Annotated in this window: 17 protein-coding genes, 1 riboswitch and 1 other annotated feature; of the genes, 14 read left to right on the forward strand and 3 right to left on the reverse strand. The window is 28.8% G+C overall.

Going from position 1 to position 18,716, the window contains the following annotated elements:
* The first annotated feature begins 8 nt into the window (after positions 1–8).
* The 10 genes from CC89_RS04820 (at position 9) to CC89_RS04860 (ending at position 12,158) form a co-directional block, all read left to right on the forward strand.
* Complete coding sequence (locus CC89_RS04820; RefSeq protein ID WP_035289680.1) at positions 9–692, forward strand: ABC transporter ATP-binding protein; 684 nt, start codon at positions 9–11, stop codon at positions 690–692.
* Positions 685–3,081 carry an ABC transporter permease gene (locus tag CC89_RS04825; protein ID WP_035289682.1) on the forward strand — a complete coding sequence of 799 codons (2,397 nt, stop codon included), beginning with the start codon at positions 685–687 and terminating at the stop codon, positions 3,079–3,081. The genes CC89_RS04820 and CC89_RS04825 overlap by 8 nt, the downstream gene beginning before the upstream one ends.
* 148 nt (positions 3,082–3,229) lie before the next feature.
* Positions 3,230–3,916, forward strand: coding sequence for a response regulator transcription factor (locus CC89_RS04830; RefSeq protein ID WP_035289685.1), 687 nt, complete (start codon positions 3,230–3,232; stop codon positions 3,914–3,916).
* Positions 3,917–3,937: 21 nt separating this feature from the next.
* Entirely contained in the window at positions 3,938–4,318 is a 381-nt protein-coding gene (locus tag CC89_RS20815; RefSeq protein WP_051931501.1) for a hypothetical protein, read from the forward strand.
* The gene (locus CC89_RS19440; RefSeq protein ID WP_051931503.1) at positions 4,315–5,001 is read left to right on the forward strand and encodes an ATP-binding protein; all 687 of its coding nucleotides are present in this window, start codon (positions 4,315–4,317) and stop codon (positions 4,999–5,001) included. Before CC89_RS20815 ends, CC89_RS19440 begins: the two co-directional genes overlap by 4 nt.
* A gap of 190 nt (positions 5,002–5,191) precedes the next feature.
* Entirely contained in the window at positions 5,192–5,956 is a 765-nt protein-coding gene (locus CC89_RS04840; protein ID WP_035289688.1) for an ABC transporter ATP-binding protein, read from the forward strand.
* The gene (locus CC89_RS04845) at positions 5,946–7,940 is read left to right on the forward strand and encodes an ABC transporter permease (protein WP_035289691.1); all 1,995 of its coding nucleotides are present in this window, start codon (positions 5,946–5,948) and stop codon (positions 7,938–7,940) included. The genes CC89_RS04840 and CC89_RS04845 overlap by 11 nt, the downstream gene beginning before the upstream one ends.
* A gap of 125 nt (positions 7,941–8,065) precedes the next feature.
* Entirely contained in the window at positions 8,066–9,013 is a 948-nt protein-coding gene (locus CC89_RS04850; RefSeq protein ID WP_035289693.1) for an L-lactate dehydrogenase, read from the forward strand.
* A gap of 56 nt (positions 9,014–9,069) precedes the next feature.
* Positions 9,070–9,289 (forward strand) — a binding site (T-box leader).
* Between the two features lie 232 nt (positions 9,290–9,521).
* Positions 9,522–11,213: an arginine--tRNA ligase gene (gene argS / locus CC89_RS04855; RefSeq protein WP_035289696.1), complete on the forward strand. Its 1,692-nt coding sequence runs from the start codon at positions 9,522–9,524 to the stop codon at positions 11,211–11,213.
* A gap of 147 nt (positions 11,214–11,360) precedes the next feature.
* A complete protein-coding gene (locus CC89_RS04860) occupies positions 11,361–12,158 on the forward strand; it encodes a ribonuclease H-like domain-containing protein (protein ID WP_035289699.1) in 798 nt (265 codons plus the stop codon).
* A gap of 52 nt (positions 12,159–12,210) precedes the next feature.
* On the opposite strand, the gene CC89_RS19860 is transcribed toward CC89_RS04860, so the two are convergent.
* The 3 genes from CC89_RS19860 to CC89_RS04870 all read right to left on the reverse strand — a co-directional run bounded on the left by CC89_RS19860 (position 12,211) and on the right by CC89_RS04870 (position 14,499).
* Positions 12,211–12,378, reverse strand: a complete 168-nt coding sequence (locus tag CC89_RS19860) for a FeoB-associated Cys-rich membrane protein (protein ID WP_081896967.1) — start codon at positions 12,376–12,378, stop codon at positions 12,211–12,213.
* 125 nt (positions 12,379–12,503) lie between these two features.
* Positions 12,504–14,267 (reverse strand): ferrous iron transport protein B, encoded by a 1,764-nt coding sequence (feoB, locus tag CC89_RS04865; protein WP_035289702.1) that lies wholly within the window; start codon positions 14,265–14,267, stop codon positions 12,504–12,506.
* Positions 14,268–14,274: 7 nt separating this feature from the next.
* Complete coding sequence (locus CC89_RS04870) at positions 14,275–14,499, reverse strand: FeoA family protein (protein WP_035289705.1); 225 nt, start codon at positions 14,497–14,499, stop codon at positions 14,275–14,277.
* A gap of 212 nt (positions 14,500–14,711) precedes the next feature.
* Here CC89_RS04870 and CC89_RS04875 point away from each other — a divergent pair, with 212 nt between their 5' ends.
* The 4 genes from CC89_RS04875 to CC89_RS04890 all read left to right on the forward strand — a co-directional run bounded on the left by CC89_RS04875 (position 14,712) and on the right by CC89_RS04890 (position 18,707).
* Positions 14,712–15,086 (forward strand): PilZ domain-containing protein, encoded by a 375-nt coding sequence (locus tag CC89_RS04875; RefSeq protein ID WP_035289708.1) that lies wholly within the window; start codon positions 14,712–14,714, stop codon positions 15,084–15,086.
* A gap of 46 nt (positions 15,087–15,132) precedes the next feature.
* Positions 15,133–15,876 carry an HAD-IB family hydrolase gene (locus tag CC89_RS04880; RefSeq protein ID WP_035289711.1) on the forward strand — a complete coding sequence of 248 codons (744 nt, stop codon included), beginning with the start codon at positions 15,133–15,135 and terminating at the stop codon, positions 15,874–15,876.
* Positions 15,873–16,532 (forward strand): ribonuclease H-like domain-containing protein, encoded by a 660-nt coding sequence (locus CC89_RS04885; protein ID WP_035289714.1) that lies wholly within the window; start codon positions 15,873–15,875, stop codon positions 16,530–16,532. Before CC89_RS04880 ends, CC89_RS04885 begins: the two co-directional genes overlap by 4 nt.
* Positions 16,533–16,817: 285 nt before the next feature.
* Positions 16,818–16,899, forward strand: a riboswitch (cyclic di-GMP riboswitch).
* A gap of 131 nt (positions 16,900–17,030) precedes the next feature.
* Positions 17,031–18,707 (forward strand): GspE/PulE family protein, encoded by a 1,677-nt coding sequence (locus CC89_RS04890; protein WP_185750677.1) that lies wholly within the window; start codon positions 17,031–17,033, stop codon positions 18,705–18,707.
* Positions 18,708–18,716 lie beyond the last annotated feature (9 nt).

An 18,716-nucleotide genomic window follows, 5' to 3' on the forward strand; every position in this document is an offset into this window, starting at 1 on the left:
GAGTAAATATGAAAATTTTGCAAGCAAGTTTATTGAAGAAATATTATGGAGCAGGGGATAATCTTGTAAAGGCATTAGATGGCGTTAATCTCAGTATTGATGAGGGTGAATTTGTTGCAATAGTAGGTGCTTCAGGTTCTGGAAAGAGTACCTTACTTCATATATTAGGAGGTTTAGACAGACCCACTAGTGGGAAGGTGGTTATAGATGGAAAAGATATATTTTCTATGAATGACAACAAACTGGCTGTATTTAGAAGAAGAAAAATAGGATTTATTTTTCAATCATACAATCTTGTGCCAGTTTTAAATGTTTGGGAGAATATAACACTTCCTATAGGATTAGATGGTAAAAAAGTAGATAAGATGTATATTGATGATTTGATGAATACTTTAGGAATATATGAAAAAAAGAAGTTTCTTACAAATGCGCTTTCAGGAGGACAGCAACAGAGAACTGCTATAGCTAGAGCTTTAGCAACAAAGCCGGCTATAATATTAGCAGATGAACCTACAGGAAATTTAGATTCTAAAAATAGTGCGGAAGTAATTAATTTGCTGAAAATGTCTATAAAGAAGTATCATCAAACTTTAATTATGATTACACATGATGATAGAATAGCTCAAATGGCTGATAGGGTAATTAGGATCACTGATGGAAAAGTAGTTAATGGGGGGAATAAAAATGAGTAGTATATTAAATTTTTCGTGGAAAAATTTTAAATGCAATAAACGAAAAAATATTCTCACTATTATTACAATAATGCTAACAACATGTTTATTGATATCTATAGGTATATTATCTAATAGTGTTAGAATTATGAATATAAGAGGAATAGAGGGAAGGGTAGGAAAATGTCATGGCAAATATTCCAATTTGAATAAAAAACAGGAGAATACATTAAAAAATAATATAAAGGTAAAAGAAATTGGACAATATATTTTTGCAGCAGATGTAAAAAATAAGGATTTAGGCTCCTGCATAATGAATTTTTTATATATGGATAAAACATATATGGAAATGCAAAATGTAAAATTGGAAAAGGGCCATATGCCCGAAAAAAGTAATGAAATAGCTGTAGAGAGATGGATACTAGAAAGGCTGCGTGTAAAACCAGAGGTTGGTGAAAAAGTACATTTTAAATATTTATTTCGCCTAAAGGATGATAAAAAAGAGCCTATTATAGATGAAAAGGAATTTATTATAAGTGGAATCTTAAAAGAAAATGAGTATGCAAGAATGCAATATGTTTCAAATGCAGTGGTATCTAAAAATTTTATTGAGGATAAATTTAGTTCAGATGATTTTAAAACGTCTTATTACGTAAGACTAAAGGATAATAAGAATATAGAAGAGAACATACTTCATATAGGTAAAAATTTAGGAGTATCATCTGATGACATGAGTATAAATGAAGATTATATAAAATCTTTTGAAATAGATTTTGAGGCTATAATGCCTTACATTGTTATTGGGCTAGTAGTAATTTTGTCTGCAATTATAGTAATCCATAATATTTTTCATATTTCTATAATTGATAAAATAAGACAATTTGGTCTTTTAGGTGCATTAGGAGCCACCAAAAAACAGATAAGAAAAAGTATTATGTTAGATGGAATTTTTATGTCAAGTATAGGGATACCCTTAGGTATTTTGATGGGTTATATTTTAAGCTATTTTGTAATACCTATGGTTTACGTTGAAAATTTAACTATAGAATCCTCTCCATATATAATTTTGGTAACAATTATAGTAAGTCTTCTTACAGTAATAATTTCATTAATAAAACCTGCAAGAATGGCAGCAAAAGTATCTCCTATAGAGGCTATAAGGTTTAGTGGAGCCAAGATGAAAGAGAAAAATGTAATAAAAGATGGTGAAAAAGAAATAGATGAGAAGAAACTTTCATATTTAAATTTATGGAGAAACAAAAAAAGAACTATTATGACATTATTATCCTTAACCATAAGTGGAGTTTTATTTATGATATTTTCAACAATTATTCCAAGCATGGATATAAATCAGCGTGTGAAGGAGGATATTAGAAGTGATTTTCAACTCACTTCAATGCATGCGCATACTGATGACGGTGTATCTAATCCATTCAAAAGCGATTTAATTAAAAGAATAAAAGATATAAATGGTGTTGAAAATGTAAATTTATTAAGACACACTTCACTTAAATTAGAAGATAAAACTATACTCAATAAAAAAAATATATCATGCAATTTTTATGGATTTGATGATAAAATGTTAAGAGATTCTAAAAAGTATTTACTTGATGGAAAGATGTCTTTAGATGATTTAAAGAATAAAAATGGAGTATTGGTAGTGATTTCAGAAAATAGACCCTGTCATTTTAAAGTTGGAGAGAAAGTAAATTTAAAGAAAATTAGTGGCAATAATAAAGAAAAAATTTTAGAGTTTACGGTAATTGGAATAGTAAGAAAAAATATAGAAGATTTAGGTTGGTCCCATTGGGGAGGTGTACAATTTATAACTCACAAAGATACTTTTGTAAGGACTCTTGAAGATGATAGACCTGTAAGATTAAATATAGATATAAAGGAAGATAAATACGATTATGTAAAAAAATCTTTAAAAAGCTTGGGAAATAGCAATGTAACCATTATGGATTATAGAGAAGTTAAAGAGAAACTTGAAAATCAATTCAGAGGAATTAAAGTGGTTTCTGGTAGTATAATTTTTGTAATAGCGATTATTGGTATTCTTAATTTAATAAATACCATAATTACTAGTATACTTGCAAGAAAAAAGGAAATAGGTATGCTTCAAGCTGTAGGACTTTCAGATAGGCAGCTTATAAAAACTCTTCAAATAGAGGGGATGTACTATGCCTTAATAAGTGGAGTAGTATCAGTAACTTTAGGAACTGCAATAGGATATATATGCTATAGGTTATTTAGAAAAAAAGCTACCTATGCAGTGTATAAGTTTCCGTTAATTTCGCTTATATCCCTTATAGTTATACTAATAGCTATAGAAATTTTAATTACTTACTTAGCTCAAAGAAGTCTTAAAAAAGATTCTATAGTAGATAAAATAAGATATAATGAATAGTCGTTTATAAAAATATATTAGGATATGTCATAATGGTGAGGTTTTCACCTATATAAATATATACTAAAATATATCATGTGTAAGGGATTTCGTATTTATAAACGAAATCTCTTATTTTTATGATGCTTATTAGAGAAAAGGTGATGAAATGTATAAAATTTTTCTTATAGAGGACGATGAGAAATTGCAGGAACACATAAAAGAGTATCTTGAAAGATATGATTATCAAGTGGAAACTGTAGAAGATTATAAAAAAGTAGAGGAACAATTTTACAGTATAAATCCAGATTTGGTTTTATTGGATATAAACCTACCTTATTATGATGGATTTTATTTCTGTCGTATATTGAGAAGAAAAAATACAATTCCAATTATTATTATATCTGCAAGAACAGCAGAAGCGGAACAGGTTATGGGAATTGAATTGGGAGCAGATGATTATATTACAAAGCCCCTTAGTCTTCAAATACTTTTAGCAAAGATAAAAGCATGTTTTAGAAGAAGTTGTGGAGAGTATGTAAAAAACAATAATATAAGTATAAATGGCTTAACGTTGGATGAAAGCAATTATAAGATAATTTATGAAAATAAAGAGCTAGAGTTTAGTAAAAATGAATGTAAATTAATAAAAAAGTTAATTGAGGATAAGGATAAGGTGGTTACAAGGGAGAAATTATTAGAAATTCTATGGGATGATACTGTGTTTGTGGATGATAACACATTAACTGTAAATGTAACAAGGGTAAAAAATAAGTTAAGGGACGTTGGTATAGAAAATGCTATTAAAACTAAGAGGGGTGTAGGCTATTTCATTGATTCTAAATCAATAAAGTAGTTTTAAATATTGGGTGATGAAATGAAAAGAATAATTTTAAATTTTATAAAGGATAAGATTAGGACAACCTTCATTTATTTTATTAATACGTTTGCTATTATTTTATTTTTTTATCTTTATGTAGATAAAAGAATTCCCTTATTTTATCTTATAACGATTTCAACCTTTTTATATGTAATGTTTTTAGTATTTCAGTTTTATACCTATTATAAGTTTAATTTGAGTATTAAAAATATGTCAAAAGATTCAAATATAGATGGTGTATATGCAATAACCTATGAGCAAAAAGGAGTAAAACAGTTATTACATGAAATGAATAAAAGATATATATGCAATGTAAATTCTATGAAAGAGGAAAATAAAATAAATAACAAATTTTTTCACAATGGGTTCATAATATGAAAACTCCTGTATCTATAATTGAAATTATAATTCAAAAGATTATAGAAAACTTAGATTATCATTGCTTTACTGAAAAGTTAGATGATTCAATGTTAATATACAAATATATTGAAGAAATAAGGGAAGAAAATACAAAGCTTTTAGATGGTTTAGACCAGATATTAAATATGATACGTATAGAGGACTTCTCAAAGGATTATATTCCAGAAGCTGTGGACTTATGTGATTCATTGAAGAAGGTTATTAATCAGCAAAAAAATCAATTCATATATAACAAGGTTTTTCCAAAGGTGTTGTGTGAATGTGAAAATACGAAAATTCTAACGGATAGAAAATGGAATGAATTTATGATCGGTCAAATTATTTCCAATGCTATTAAGTATAGTAGAGCGGGTGAAGTAGAGAAAGATGTAAGTAAATTTGTGATTTGTAGAATTGAGAGGGAGGAAAATCATATAGTTCTCAATATAAAGGATGAAGGTATAGGTATACCAAGTTATGATATTAATAGGGTTTTTGAGGCATTTTTTACAGGAACTAATGGTAGAAAACATAAACAAAGTACGGGAATAGGATTATACATATGTAAAATAATATGTGGAAAATTGGGACATGAAATATCTGTAAGAAGTGAAGTGAAGAAAGAAACAGAAATAAAAATAAAGTACCTTTCAAAATCGTAAGGTTAGGGTAAGGTAAATGCATTACTCCTTTAAGTTGTAAGATATATAATTTAGCTATAAGGAATGAATTGAATAATTAAAATAATATATTGATTATGGCACAAAAAGTATTACATTACTTGAATTATGAAATTTCACCACATTGTATCTTTTTGTGGTTTAATTATATATTACATTTGGAGGGGAAAACATGATAGTAGTGGATACAAAACAACTAACTAAGATTTATGGAGGAAAAAATGATAGCAATTCTACTCACGCCTTAAATGGAGTAGATGTGAAAATTGAAGAGGGAGAGTTCGTAGGAGTTATGGGGCCTTCTGGAAGTGGAAAGAGTACACTTTTAAATATTTTAGGAGGCATAGATAAGCCTACATCCGGTAATGTAAAGATTATGGGTAAAAATATTGAAACTTTAAGTAAAGATGAGCTAGCCATATTCAGAAGAAAGAGCCTAGGATTTGTGTTTCAAGATTTTAATCTTATGGATAGTTTAACCTTAAAAGAAAATGTAATGTTGCCAATGATACTGGACAAAATCAAACCCAATGTTATGGAGAAGAAAACAAAAGAAATTATGAAATTTTTTGAAATACAGGATATTGCAAATAAATACCCTTATAATGTGTCCGGTGGTCAGCAGCAAAGGGTAGCAGCAAGTAGAGCACTTGTAAATGATCCTGCTATTGTACTTGCAGATGAGCCTACAGGGAATTTAGATTCAAAGTCCTCAAATAACGTAATGAAATGCCTTAGTAAAATGAATGAATGTATGAATAGCACTATTTTAATGGTAACTCATGATCCATTTGCTGCTAGCTTTTGTAAGAGAATTATATTTATAAAAGATGGGAACATTCATATGGAAATTGTAAAAAAGGGTGATAGAAAACAGTTTTTTGATGAAATACTTGATTGTCAAGCTATTATGGGTGGTGAGAGAAGTGACATTTAAAGATATTGCAATTAAAAATTTTAGATTTAATATTAAAAAATATTTTGCGTATTTTTTATGTAGTAGTTTTTGTATAACAGTTTTATTTATGTATAGCACGCTATTATTCAATGACAGCATAATAAAGGGTGTTAGCCCTAATCTATACAATACTATAAAAAGTTGTCTTATAATTATTGGTGCATTTTGCTTTTTCTTTATAAGCTATGCTCATTCTTCATTTATAAAATCTAGGAGTAAAGAATTTGGATTATTTTTAACTTTAGGTATGACAGAAAAAGATATAAATAGAATAGTAAATATTGAAAACAGCATTATTATTTTGGGAGCTTTAACTTTTGGTTTGTTAGTAGCTTCAGTTTTTTCTAGATTATTTTTTATGATAGTAACTAGAATATTGGAACTTAAGAATATAAATTATACTTTAAGTTATAAGAGCTACATTTTAAGTATAGGATTATTTTTTCTAATATATGTAGCTGTAATGTTCATAATAAAAATGTATATAAGAAAATTGGAAGTAACAGAGCTTTTAAAAAATAGTAAAAAGTGTGTAAATAAAAAAGTTACTCACCCTATGTTGGGAATTTTAGGTGTGATTTTAATAGGGGCTTCATTTATACTAACCTATTATACAATTTTAGGAGATATTTTTAAACATCAACCTTTTATGGTAGTAGTTTTTATGTGTATATTGGGAATAGGATTATATTTTATAATTTCAGAGTTTGGTTCTTTAGGTATAAAATTGTATAAAAAAAATATTACAATATATTTTAAACGAATTATAAGTTTAAATGAGATAAATTATAAGTTTAACGAGTATAAGAAAATATTATATACCTTATCCATTTTAAGTAGTGCAGCTATATTTTTTATAGGGTTAACCTTTGGATTTTATATAACAGTAAGGGATAACATAATGAAGGAATATCCTTATGATATTATGTATGTAGAGACTTTAAGTATGAATAAGTTATATCAGAATAAATTAAAAGAAGTGGTGAATACAAAAGAAAACCCACTTAAAGAGCAAAAGAAAGTAAATTTTACTACAATGGAACTTCAGAGATATTATGATGGTAAATATGAGCTTTGGAATAGAAATAGCATAATTTTTTCTGAAAGTGAGATTAATAAAATATCAAGAAAAAAAGTTCATGTTAAAAAAGATAATGCTGTAAGTTGTTGTTATAGAAAAGAGAAAAAAGCATGGTGTAAAAAAGGCGAAATTCTAAAGATAAAGGGAGAAGATAAAGGAAAGTTTCATGAATTTAAAGTACAAGAAGAAATATATGAAAATACATTAAATTATATGGCTACGGGTAAATATGATACTTTGCAGTTAATTATTTTAAATGATGAAGATTATAATATGATGACTGAAAAGAGTAGTAAAAATGTTGGGTCATTCAATTTATTGAAATTTGAAAATTGGAATAATACTGAAACTAATTTAGAAAATTTAATTACAGCTTTAAAAAAGAGTAATGGAATTTCTGATAATAATATATGGAATAATATTGAGAAGCGTGAGCGATGGGATGCAGAAGGCATTGAAGTATATAGACCTGTGTCCAAATTAGAGAGCTACAAAATTGATATAAGTAAATATGGTTTTTTATTCTTTGTAATAAGTTTTATGGGGTTACTGTTTTTAATATCTAGTGGAGTTGTATTATATTTTAAGGTATATACAGATATAGAAAATGAAAAAGAAAAATATAAAAAACTGTTTAAAATAGGTATTACAGATTGCGAGATGAAAAAGATTATTTCGAAGGAACTAAGACCTACTTTCTTTATTCCTATTATTTTAGGAAGCATTGTAGGAATAGGATATATTGCTATTATGGCTTCTAATTATTCAATGTACAAAAAGTTGTTATTAGTTTCAATTATAGTATCTTTAATATATCTTATGCTACAAACCTCGTTTTATTTTATTACAAAAAGAAAGTATTTAAATGAAATATTAGAGTAAAATAGAATTAATGAAAAGAAATGAAGTTATAATTAAGTTTATCAATTATAATAATATTGATAATTATTATTGAATAAAATACAATAGTAATATCTAAAATACTTAATTATGGAGGTGACAATTTTATGAAGCAAAAAGGTGTTAAGATAGCTATAATAGGAGCTGGTTTTGTAGGAGCCACTACTGCCTATGCTTTGATGATAGGCGGAATAGCTTCCGAAATAGTATTGGTAGATATAAACAAACAAAAGGCATATGGAGAAGCTATGGACTTAGCTCATGGGGCTTCATTTGTTCAACCAGTGGAAATAAAATCTGGAAGTTATAAGGATACTAAAAATTCAGATATAGTTATAATTACAGCAGGAGCAGCACAAAAAGAAGGAGAAACTAGGCTTGATTTAGTTAATAAAAATATAAAGATTTTTAAAACCATAATTCCAGAAGTGGTTGAATATAGCCCTAATTCTATACTTTTAGTGGTTTCAAATCCAGTGGATATTTTATCATATATAACTTATAAATTATCAGGGTTTCCAAAGGAAAGGGTTATAGGTTCAGGAACAGTTTTAGATACTTCAAGATTTAAATATTTGTTGGGAGAGCACTTTAAAATAGATGTAAGAAATATACATACTTACATAATGGGTGAACATGGCGATTCTGAAATAGCCACGTGGAGCTTGACTAATATAGCGGGAGTTAATATAGAAGACTATTGTAGTGCTACTTGTGGAAAATGTACTGGTGATTTTAAATATAGATTTGCAGAGGATGTTAAAAATGCAGCTTATGAGATAATTGATAAAAAGGGAGCAACTTATTATGCAGTGGCCTTAGCTATAACGAGAATAGTTGAGGCTATAATAAGGGATGAAAAGTCTATACTTACAGTGTCTACTCTGCTTCAGGGTGAATACAGTATGAATGATGTATACTTAGGTGTACCATCTATAGTTGGAATAGATGGTGTGAAAGAAATAATACAAGTGCCATTAAATAAAGAAGAAAAGACAAAACTAATGGATTCTGGAGAAAAGTTAAAACAGGTACTAAAAAATGGAGAATTTTAAATGAACCTTGACAAAAGTTTATATATGGTACTATAATATAGTGTAAAATCTTATATATAAATTTTATGAAGAGGAGAGTACTTTTTTAATCTAACTTCAAGCGAGCAGGGGATGGTGTGAGCCCTGTAGGAGATAAAGGAGGAAGAGAACCTTGGAGAAACTGCCTCAAAAGGAAAATATATTCCAAGTAAGGTAAGTCGCATTAAGCGTTAAATTTTTAAGTGGACTAAATTTATTAGTCAACTAGAGTGGTACCGCGGATACTCCGTCTCTACAGTAGTGTAGGGGCGGATTTTTATATTTGAGTAAGGCACATTCAAATAAATAGTAAGTCAGTATGCTAGTCTATTTTGCGTCATACTGCGTCAGCAGAACCCACAGATAGTCCTACTAAAGGCGGAACCTGTTTCCTTGTCTGACACAAAATATACTAGCATCGTTGACTTGTTATTTCTTTTCATGTACCTAAGCTTTAGTTTATATAAATTTTAAAATGGAGGTATAATATATGGATTATAAAAATTATGTTGCAGAAAAAATCAAAGCTCATGTAGATATGAAAATAGAAGATATAATGGCTTTAATTGAAATACCACCAAAGTCAGATATGGGTGATTATGCATTTCCATGTTTTAAATTGGCAAAAAACTTTAGAAAAGCTCCAAATTTAATAGCAGAAGAGCTTAAGGATAAAATAGATAAGACTGGATTTGAAAAGGTTGAAAATTTAGGACCTTATTTAAATTTCTTTTTAGAAAAAAGTAATGTAGCTAGGGATATTGTAGAAAAAGTATTAAATGAGGGAGAAAATTATGCAACTTCCAATGAAGGGGAAGATAAAAAAGTAGTGGTAGAGTATTCTTCTCCTAATATAGCGAAACCTTTTCACGTAGGACATTTATTTACTACAGTTATAGGAAATTCACTTTATAAAATACTGTCTTCACAAGGTTATGATGTGGTGAGGATAAACCACTTAGGTGATTGGGGAACTCAATTTGGAAAATTAATTTCTGCATATAAAAGATGGGGAAACGAAGAAGCTTTAGAAAAAGAACCAATAAAAGAACTTTTAAGAATTTATGTTAAATTCCACGAAGAAGCAGAAAGGGATCCTTCACTAGATAATGAGGGAAGATCATATTTTAAAAAGCTTGAGGATGGAGCAGAAGAGGAAACAGCTCTTTGGAAGAGATTTAGAGATTTAAGCTTAAAGGAATTTAACACTGTTTATGATATTTTAGGAGTAGAATTCGATTCTTATGCAGGCGAAAGCTTCTATAATGACAAGATGGATGCAGTAGTAGAGGAAATAGACAAAAAAGGAATACTTACAGAAAGTAATGGAGCTAAAGTTGTAATGCTTGATCAATACAATATGCCGCCATGTATTGTTAAAAAATCTGACGGTGCTACTATATATGCTACAAGGGATTTGACGGCTGCAATTTATAGAAAGAAAACTTACGATTTCTATAAAAATATATATGTAGTTGGAACACCACAAGCACTTCACTTTAAGCAAATATTTACTACCCTAAAACTTATGGGTAATGAATGGGCTAAGGATTGTGTTCATGTAGGTTTTGGTCTTGTAAAATTTGCTGATAGAAAGCTTTCCACAAGAAAAGGAGAGGTTATTTTCCTTGAAGATTTATTAAATGAAGCAGTTACAAAAACACTTGAAGTAATAGATGCGAAAAATCCTCAACTAGAGAATAAGGAAGAAGTTGCTAAAAAAATAGGAATAGGTGCAGTTATATTTACTTATTTAAAGAATAACAGAGAAAGAGATATAGTATTTGATTGGAAGGAAATGCTTAACTTCGATGGAGAAACTGGCCCTTATGTTCAATATACTTATGCCAGAGGTAAGAGTATATTAAGAAAGTTAGGAAATGCTTCTGGTGAAGTAGATTATTCTAAGTTGAATTCTAAAGAGGAATTTGAGTTAATTAAGCTTTTAGGTGCATTCAAAGGTGCTATAGATAACTCTATAGAAAAGTTAGAGCCTTCCATAGTTACTAGATATGTGGTGGAGGTGGCTAAAGCCTTCAATAAATTCTACAATTCTCATAGTATTGCTAATGCAGAGGATGAAGAAACTAAGAATGCTAGATTAAAAATGGTTGAAGCTACTTGTATAGTTATAGGCAATGCTTTAAATTTATTAGGAATTTCAACAGTAGAAAAAATGTAATTGAATTTTAACTAAGATTTAGAAATTATTATCCGTGGTTTAGCTATCGTTACCTCCCACTTTCACAGAAGGTGGGAGTATTACGGTAGGTGGCCACTGTATAAATAAATTTTGAAATTATTTTACAAGAATTTTAAGGAGTTATTTATGATTATTAGGGAGTACGAAAGCAAAGTTCATATAAATAAGAGCATATTAGCAAGGTATAGTATGTTGGATATGTGCTATTATGATATAGAAACCACAGGTTTTGATAAGGATAAGGATTGTATAATGTTGATATCCTTAGGTTATTTTACAGGAAATGATAGTTTTAAAATAAAGCAGTATTTTGCAGAACAATTGAGCGAAGAAAATAATATACTGGTAAAATTTAAAGAAGAGGCAGAGAAATTTAACAGATGGTGTTCATATAACGGCATTGCATTTGATGAGCCATTTATTACAAATAGAATGGACAAGTATTTTATAAATTTTAAGGTTCCTATTTATCATATAGATTTATACAGAATAATAAGACCATACTATGAACAGTTAGGTATAAATAGATGCAATCTAAAAACTGTAGAAAAATTTGTGGGTATACAGCGTAAAGATAGTATTACGGGTGAAGAAAGTGTTCACATGTATAATAGATTTTTAAATACTGGAAATGAAAAAATAAGAGATATAATACTTCTTCACAATTATGAGGATGTTTTGGATTTACCATATTTATTCAATTTGGTATATAGAATAGATGAAGATACAAGTTTAATAAGAAATAATTTGGTGAATAGTAGGCAGATAGATTATTTAAAGTTCCTTTTGAATAAAAATGAAATCTCAATAGACTGTAATTTTCACAGAATGAAAAAGAAGCAAGCATATAAAATAATAAACATGCTAAATAATGGCAAGGTGGATAAAAAAGACATATTTAACATACTAAATAATATATATTAAAAGCCAGAGAAGGTTACTAAAATAAATTTAGAGACCAACTCTGGCTTTATAGTTATTCTTTATGCTCTTTCTCAGTTTGTTCTTTATGCTTGTTTTTATAATAAGGACAGTGAGAAGAGCAGGAACTACAGTCACATTTTCCCTTTGTCTTATTTCTTATGTTTTTATATAAGAAATAGAAAGCTGCGGAAACTAGTATTAATGTTATTAATATTTCCATAAAAACACCTCATTTATAGGTTACAATTTTAGTATAATCCAAATTAATAGTTTTAAACAACTATTAATGGTATATGGATAAATACTCATTAGAAACTATACTTTATATAATATAAAGCATCAAAGTTAAAAGAATAGTTTGCCTACATTAAATACTAAAAATGAAATAATCCATGCTAATGAAATTTGGTACAAAACTGAAAATATAGCCATTTTTTTTCCGTACTCTTTTCTCATTACAGCCACAGTCGAAATACAAGGTGTATATAGAAGTACAAACACTAAAAAGCTGAAGGCGGATAGTGGAGTGAAATATGAAGGCAATATAGTAGCTAAATCACCACCGTATATTACACCCATACTGCCTACAATCACCTCTTTAGCCATAAGTCCAGTAAGTAGTGAAACTGAGGTTTCCCAAGTTCCAAAGCCAAGAGGTTTAAATATAGGTGATAAAAATCTACCTATGGCAGCTAAGAAACTGCTATTTATATCTGTCATTCCATTAAAATTGAAGTTAGATAAAAGCCAAACTACAATAGAAATGGAAAAGATTATGGTGCCGGCTTTTTTTAGAAAGCCTTTACCCTTGTCCCAAGTGTGATTAAATAGATTTTTAAGTTCAGGCATTTTATATTCAGGCAACTCGATTAAAAAAGGTTCTTCATCTTTTTTAAATAAAGTATTTTTAAATAGAAGTCCAATTACAAAGGATAGAAAAATTCCTATGAAATATAATGTGAATATAACCGCCGTCTGTTTACCTGGAAAAAAGATTGAAGACATAAGAGCATATACTGGTAATCTAGCATTGCAGGACATTAAAGGAACTAGAAGAGCAGTTAATTTTCTATCCTTTTCGCTTTCAAGGGTTCTAGCAGACATAATGCCTGGTACAGAACATCCAAAACCTACTACAAGAGGTATAAATGCTTTTCCAGAAAGCCCCATGGCTCTCATAAACTTATCCATTATAAAAGCAGCTCTTGCCATATAACCACTATCTTCTAAGAAGGATATGCCTATGAATAAGGCCAATATAATTGGTAAAAATACTACAACAGAGCCTACACCAGACACAATACCGTCTAATAATAATGATTTAAACCATGGACTTGAATTAGACAATAAAGAACCTAGTTTGGGAATTAAAATTTTGTTTAGTCCGTCGTCAAGTAAATCAGATAAAGGTTGTCCAACCCAACTAAATGTAAATTTAAATATAAAGAAAAATATAATCAGAAAAATTGGATAGGATAAAAACTTGTGAAGTAGCACCTTGTCAATTTTTTCTGATATAGTTTCAGTATTATTAAATGTGCTTTTAATACATTTATTCAAAACAGTTTCTATATAAACATAAGCTTCTTTTTCACTGCTAAAATTAAAGTTTGAATTCGAAATATAATTTTTAAAACTGGATTCTAAAAGAGCATTTTTTACCTCAGATAATCCTTTATTTTTAGAGGCAGATATAGGTATTACCATAACACCTAGTTCTTCGGAAAGGGTAGAATAATTTATTTCTATTCCCTTAGACTCAGCTACATCAATCATATTTAAAACCAGTATTATTGGTATGTTAAATTCCTTCAATTGAGTAGTTAGATATAAGTTTCTATTTAAATTTGAAGCATCTACTATATTTATAATAACGTCCACATTTCCATTTAATAAAAAATCCTTTGATACCTTTTCCTCATTAGAAAAAGTATCCATAGCATATATTCCAGGTAAATCTACAATTTTAAAATTAGAGTCTAAAAAACCCTCTTTTTTTTCTACAGTAACCCCAGCCCAATTGCCTACATATTGGTTCGAACCGGTTAATGTATTAAAAAGAGTAGTTTTTCCTACATTTGGGTTACCTACTAAAGCTGCAGTAAACATTAGGCTCTTAGCCCTCCTTAATTATTATATTTTTAGCATCATTTTTTCTTATAGCTAAGTCAAAACCTCTAAAGTTAATTACTAGGGGATCACCTAAAGGAGCAGTTCTTTTTAAAATTACTTCAGTTCCCTCTATACAACCTAAAGCTAAAAGTCTCTTTGTAAGTTTTTCATTTCCACTAATATTATTAATATAAGCTGTTTTACCAGGCTTTAAATCACATAAGCACATATTGAGACCTCCTCAATAATTTTTATAAGAGCTACCCATAAGCATATATACCGTTATTTTTCACTTACATAAAAGATAAAATCAATAGGTAAGTAGCCATTAGGTAAATGCGAATGAAAATAGTTCTCAATGAAATATTATCATTAACTTCATTTTTTGTCAATACCATATTATAATAATAAGTATGGCAATAAATTAGTGGGGGGAAGAGCATGAACGGTAATTTTATTAATAAAAATTCTTATGAAAAGAGAAAATATATAAGAGTAGATTTTAAACAAGAATTATATTATCCACTAGTAAACAATGAAAGCATATACAAAAACTTTGATGGAAGGAAACCTATTTTAAGCGCTATAAACATATCTGAAACAGGAATATGTTTTAAAAGCATCATTAAGCTTAATGAAGGGGATTTTATATCATTTTTAATGAAGGTTGAGAACAAACCGTCATTTTGGTGTTTGTGTCAAGTTAAGTGGGTTAGAAGTCAACAGGATAATATTTTTTTATTAGGTTGCGAATTTTATTTGCTTTCTTTAGTACAATTAAGTAATATAAGAGAATATATAATAGCTAATTTATAATTTTTTTAAAATCTATGGTAAAAATAATTTATAAGAGGTGATAGGCATGGAAAAAAATATAGCAGCTTTTTTTGACATAGACGGAACGTTATATAGAGAGGGTTTAATATCAGAGGTTTTTAAAAAGTTGGTAAAATACGAAATAATAAAACCAGAAAAATGGTATAATGAAGTAAGACCAGAATATTTGAAGTGGGATAACAGAAGAGGAAATTACGATAATTATTTATTAAAAGTAGCAAGCATATATATAGAGGCTATAAAGGGAATGCATAAATCTCAAATTGAATTTATAGCCAAAAAGGTAGTGGAACAAAAGGGAGATAGAGTGTATACTTACACTAGAGATAGGATAAAATGGCACAAAGAAAAAGGTCATAAAATTATAACTATATCAGGGAGTCCTGTAGAATTAGTGAGGGAAATGGCTTCAAAACATGGATTTCATGATTATAGAGGCGCAGTATATACCATAAAAGATGATATATATACTGGAGAAGTTACGCCTATGTGGGATAGTATTAGTAAAAAAGAGGCAATAATGGACTTTGTGAAAAAATACAATATAGATTTAAATGAAAGCTATGCTTATGGAGATACTTCGGGAGATTTCTCTATGTTTCAGCTAGTAGGATATCCTGTATGCATAAATCCAACAAAGGAATTAATTATGAAAGTGTTAAATAGCAGTGAAATAAAGAAAAGAGCAAATATAATAGTGGAAAGAAAAGATGTAGTTTATAATATGACAGGAGAGAATATAGCATTAGTAGAAAGAGTGGTAGAATGATTTTAAGAGAAAATAGAGAAAAAATATCCGTAAAGAGCGCAAGGTTTCTTTTGCCTATAGAATATGAAAAAGACTTTTATAAGAAGGCGTTATTTTTTGATTTAGAGCATTGTGTGAATAAAAAGCCCATATGTGTAGGTGTGTTTGGGTGCAGCTATTATGATGAGGTAAGAGAAGAATTAGTAGTAAATCAATATATGATAGAAAATAAGAGAGATGCAGAAGATGTACTTTATATTGCGGAAAAATATTTTATTAAAATGAAGAGCTTACTAAATAAAAAATATATAGTTACTTTTGCAGGGAATAATGATTTTACTGTAATAGATTATTTGTTTAAGAAAAATAATATTGAATTTAATATAAGGGAAAACTTTAAGGAAATAGATTTGCAAAAGGAATATGAAAAGAAAACTGGTTCCGGCATAGGGCTTAAAAATTTGGAAAAGGAATTTAATATAAACAGAGAAACAGAAGTTATAGGTGGACAAAACTTAGCTAAAACTTTTAATAAAATAGTTAGAGATAGTGATTATATATATAGAATGCCTCAGGAAAAAAAGGAAAAAATACTTCTTTATAATGAGCAAGATGTGGTTAGTTTATTTCAAATATGCTTAAATTGGCAGAAATACATTAAAACATCAGAAGAGTAGTAGCGTATAGAGGACTTAAATACGACTATAGTTTAAATTTATAGTTGTATTTAAGTCTTTTTGGTTATAAAAAATTTTTAAATAAATATGTACAGAAAATGTCGAAAACATAAAAGCTTTTTTTAATATGACTAAAATTCATATTACTATTGAAAAGTATAATATAGTTTAATATAATAGAGTAAATATGGAAATTAAAGAAAAGTTACGTGTAAAATGGCAAAAAATAAAAAGAGCTAAGTAAAATAGATAATTATTAAAAATTCATATAAATATGTTTGGACATATTTAAAAGGAAACTAGGAAGCATGTACTTATGTGGGCACTTTGTATATGTGGAGTTTATAGTGCAACCGGCCTTTGATTACAAAGGTCTTTTTTTTGTTGCAAATATTTAATTCATTTAAGAGTATACTCATATTGAAAAGTGTTATTAAGTCTAATATAATAGAATTAATATGAAAATTAAGTTAAAAATGTATGTAAATGGGAGGAAAAATGAGGAAAAAACTAGGAGACTTACTTTTACAACAAAATAAAATAAATTCAGAACAACTTAAATTGGCATTGGAAAAGCAAAAGGGTACTGGTAAAAGATTAGGTGAAATACTTATAGAAAAAAATATAGTAACCGAGGAAGACATAATAAATACATTAGAAGAGCAACTTGGAATTACTAGGGTATATATAGATTCTATTAGTATAGATGAAAAATTTACAAAAATGGTGCCAGAAAGCATAGCATTAAAATACAATCTTATTCCCATTGGCATTGATAATGAAAAGATAAAAGTTGCTATGTCCGACCCATTAAACATATTTGCTATAGACGATGTAAGGTTATCATCCACCCGGGAAGTAGAGCCATATATAGCTGGTGATGAGGAAATAAAGAAAGCAATAAATAAGTATTATTCTAGTCAATATATTAAAAAAGCCGCAGAAGACTTGTCTAAACAGCAAAATATTTTCCAAAAAACACAAGAAGATACTATGAAAATAGATGATATAAAGAATGCGCCAGCAGTTAGACTAGTTGATTCTGTTATAAATAATGCAGTAAAGATGAAGGCTAGTGACATACATATAGAGCCTTTTGAAGAATATGTAAGGATAAGATATAGAGTGGATGGAATACTTCAAGAGGTTTTTAAGTATAACAGAGACATTTTTAATGCTTTAATTACTCGTATAAAAATATTAGCAGACTTGAATATTGCGGAAAAGAGAATACCCCAAGATGGGAGAATTTTAACTATAATTGAGGAGAAGCCTATAGATCTTAGAGTATCTACTTTACCTACAGTTTACGGTGAAAAGGCAGTGCTTAGAATACTAGATAGAAGCAATTTTTTAATACATAAGGAACAGTTAGGCATGTGCTTAGAGGATATAGAAAAAGTGGAAAGAATGATAAACAGTCCCTATGGAATTATACTAGTTACAGGGCCTACTGGAAGTGGTAAGTCCACTACACTGTATGCTTTATTGAATGAAATAAATAATAGTGGCAAAAACATAATAACTGTAGAGGATCCAGTAGAGTATATGTTGGAAGGGGTAAATCAAGTAAATGTAAATCCAAAAGTAGGACTTACCTTTGCTTCATCTCTTAGATCCATATTAAGGCAAGATCCAGACATAGTTATGATAGGAGAAATAAGGGATAAAGAAACTGCGGAAATATCCATTAGGGCATCTATAACAGGCCATTTAATGCTCAGCACAATACATACTAATGATGCTCCATCATCTGTTATAAGACTTATAGATATGGGTATTGAACCATATCTAGTGGCCAGTTCTTTATCAGGAGTAATATCACAAAGGCTTGTAAGAAAAATATGCCCACATTGTAAACAAAAGTATAAAGCTAATGTTTTAGAAAAAAATATTCTAGGAGTTAAAGAGCAAGAAAATTTACAAATATTTAGAGGGACAGGCTGTACCTATTGTAATGGTAGCGGATATATGGGAAGAGTTGGAGTATATGAAATTATGGAAATAACAAAAGAACATAGGGAATATGTGGTTAAAAGCATTGATGTAGAAGGGTTAAGAGAAATCAGCATAGAAAAAGGAATGAAAACTTTAAAAAATTCATGCAAAGAATTAGTTTTGCAGGGGAGAACCACTGTAGATGAGCTTTTAAATATAAGCTTTTTGAAAGATTAAAGAAAAAGA

It is taken from the genome of Clostridium sp. KNHs214, assembly GCF_000744935.1.
In the GTDB taxonomy this organism is placed as follows: domain Bacteria; phylum Bacillota; class Clostridia; order Clostridiales; family Clostridiaceae; genus Haloimpatiens.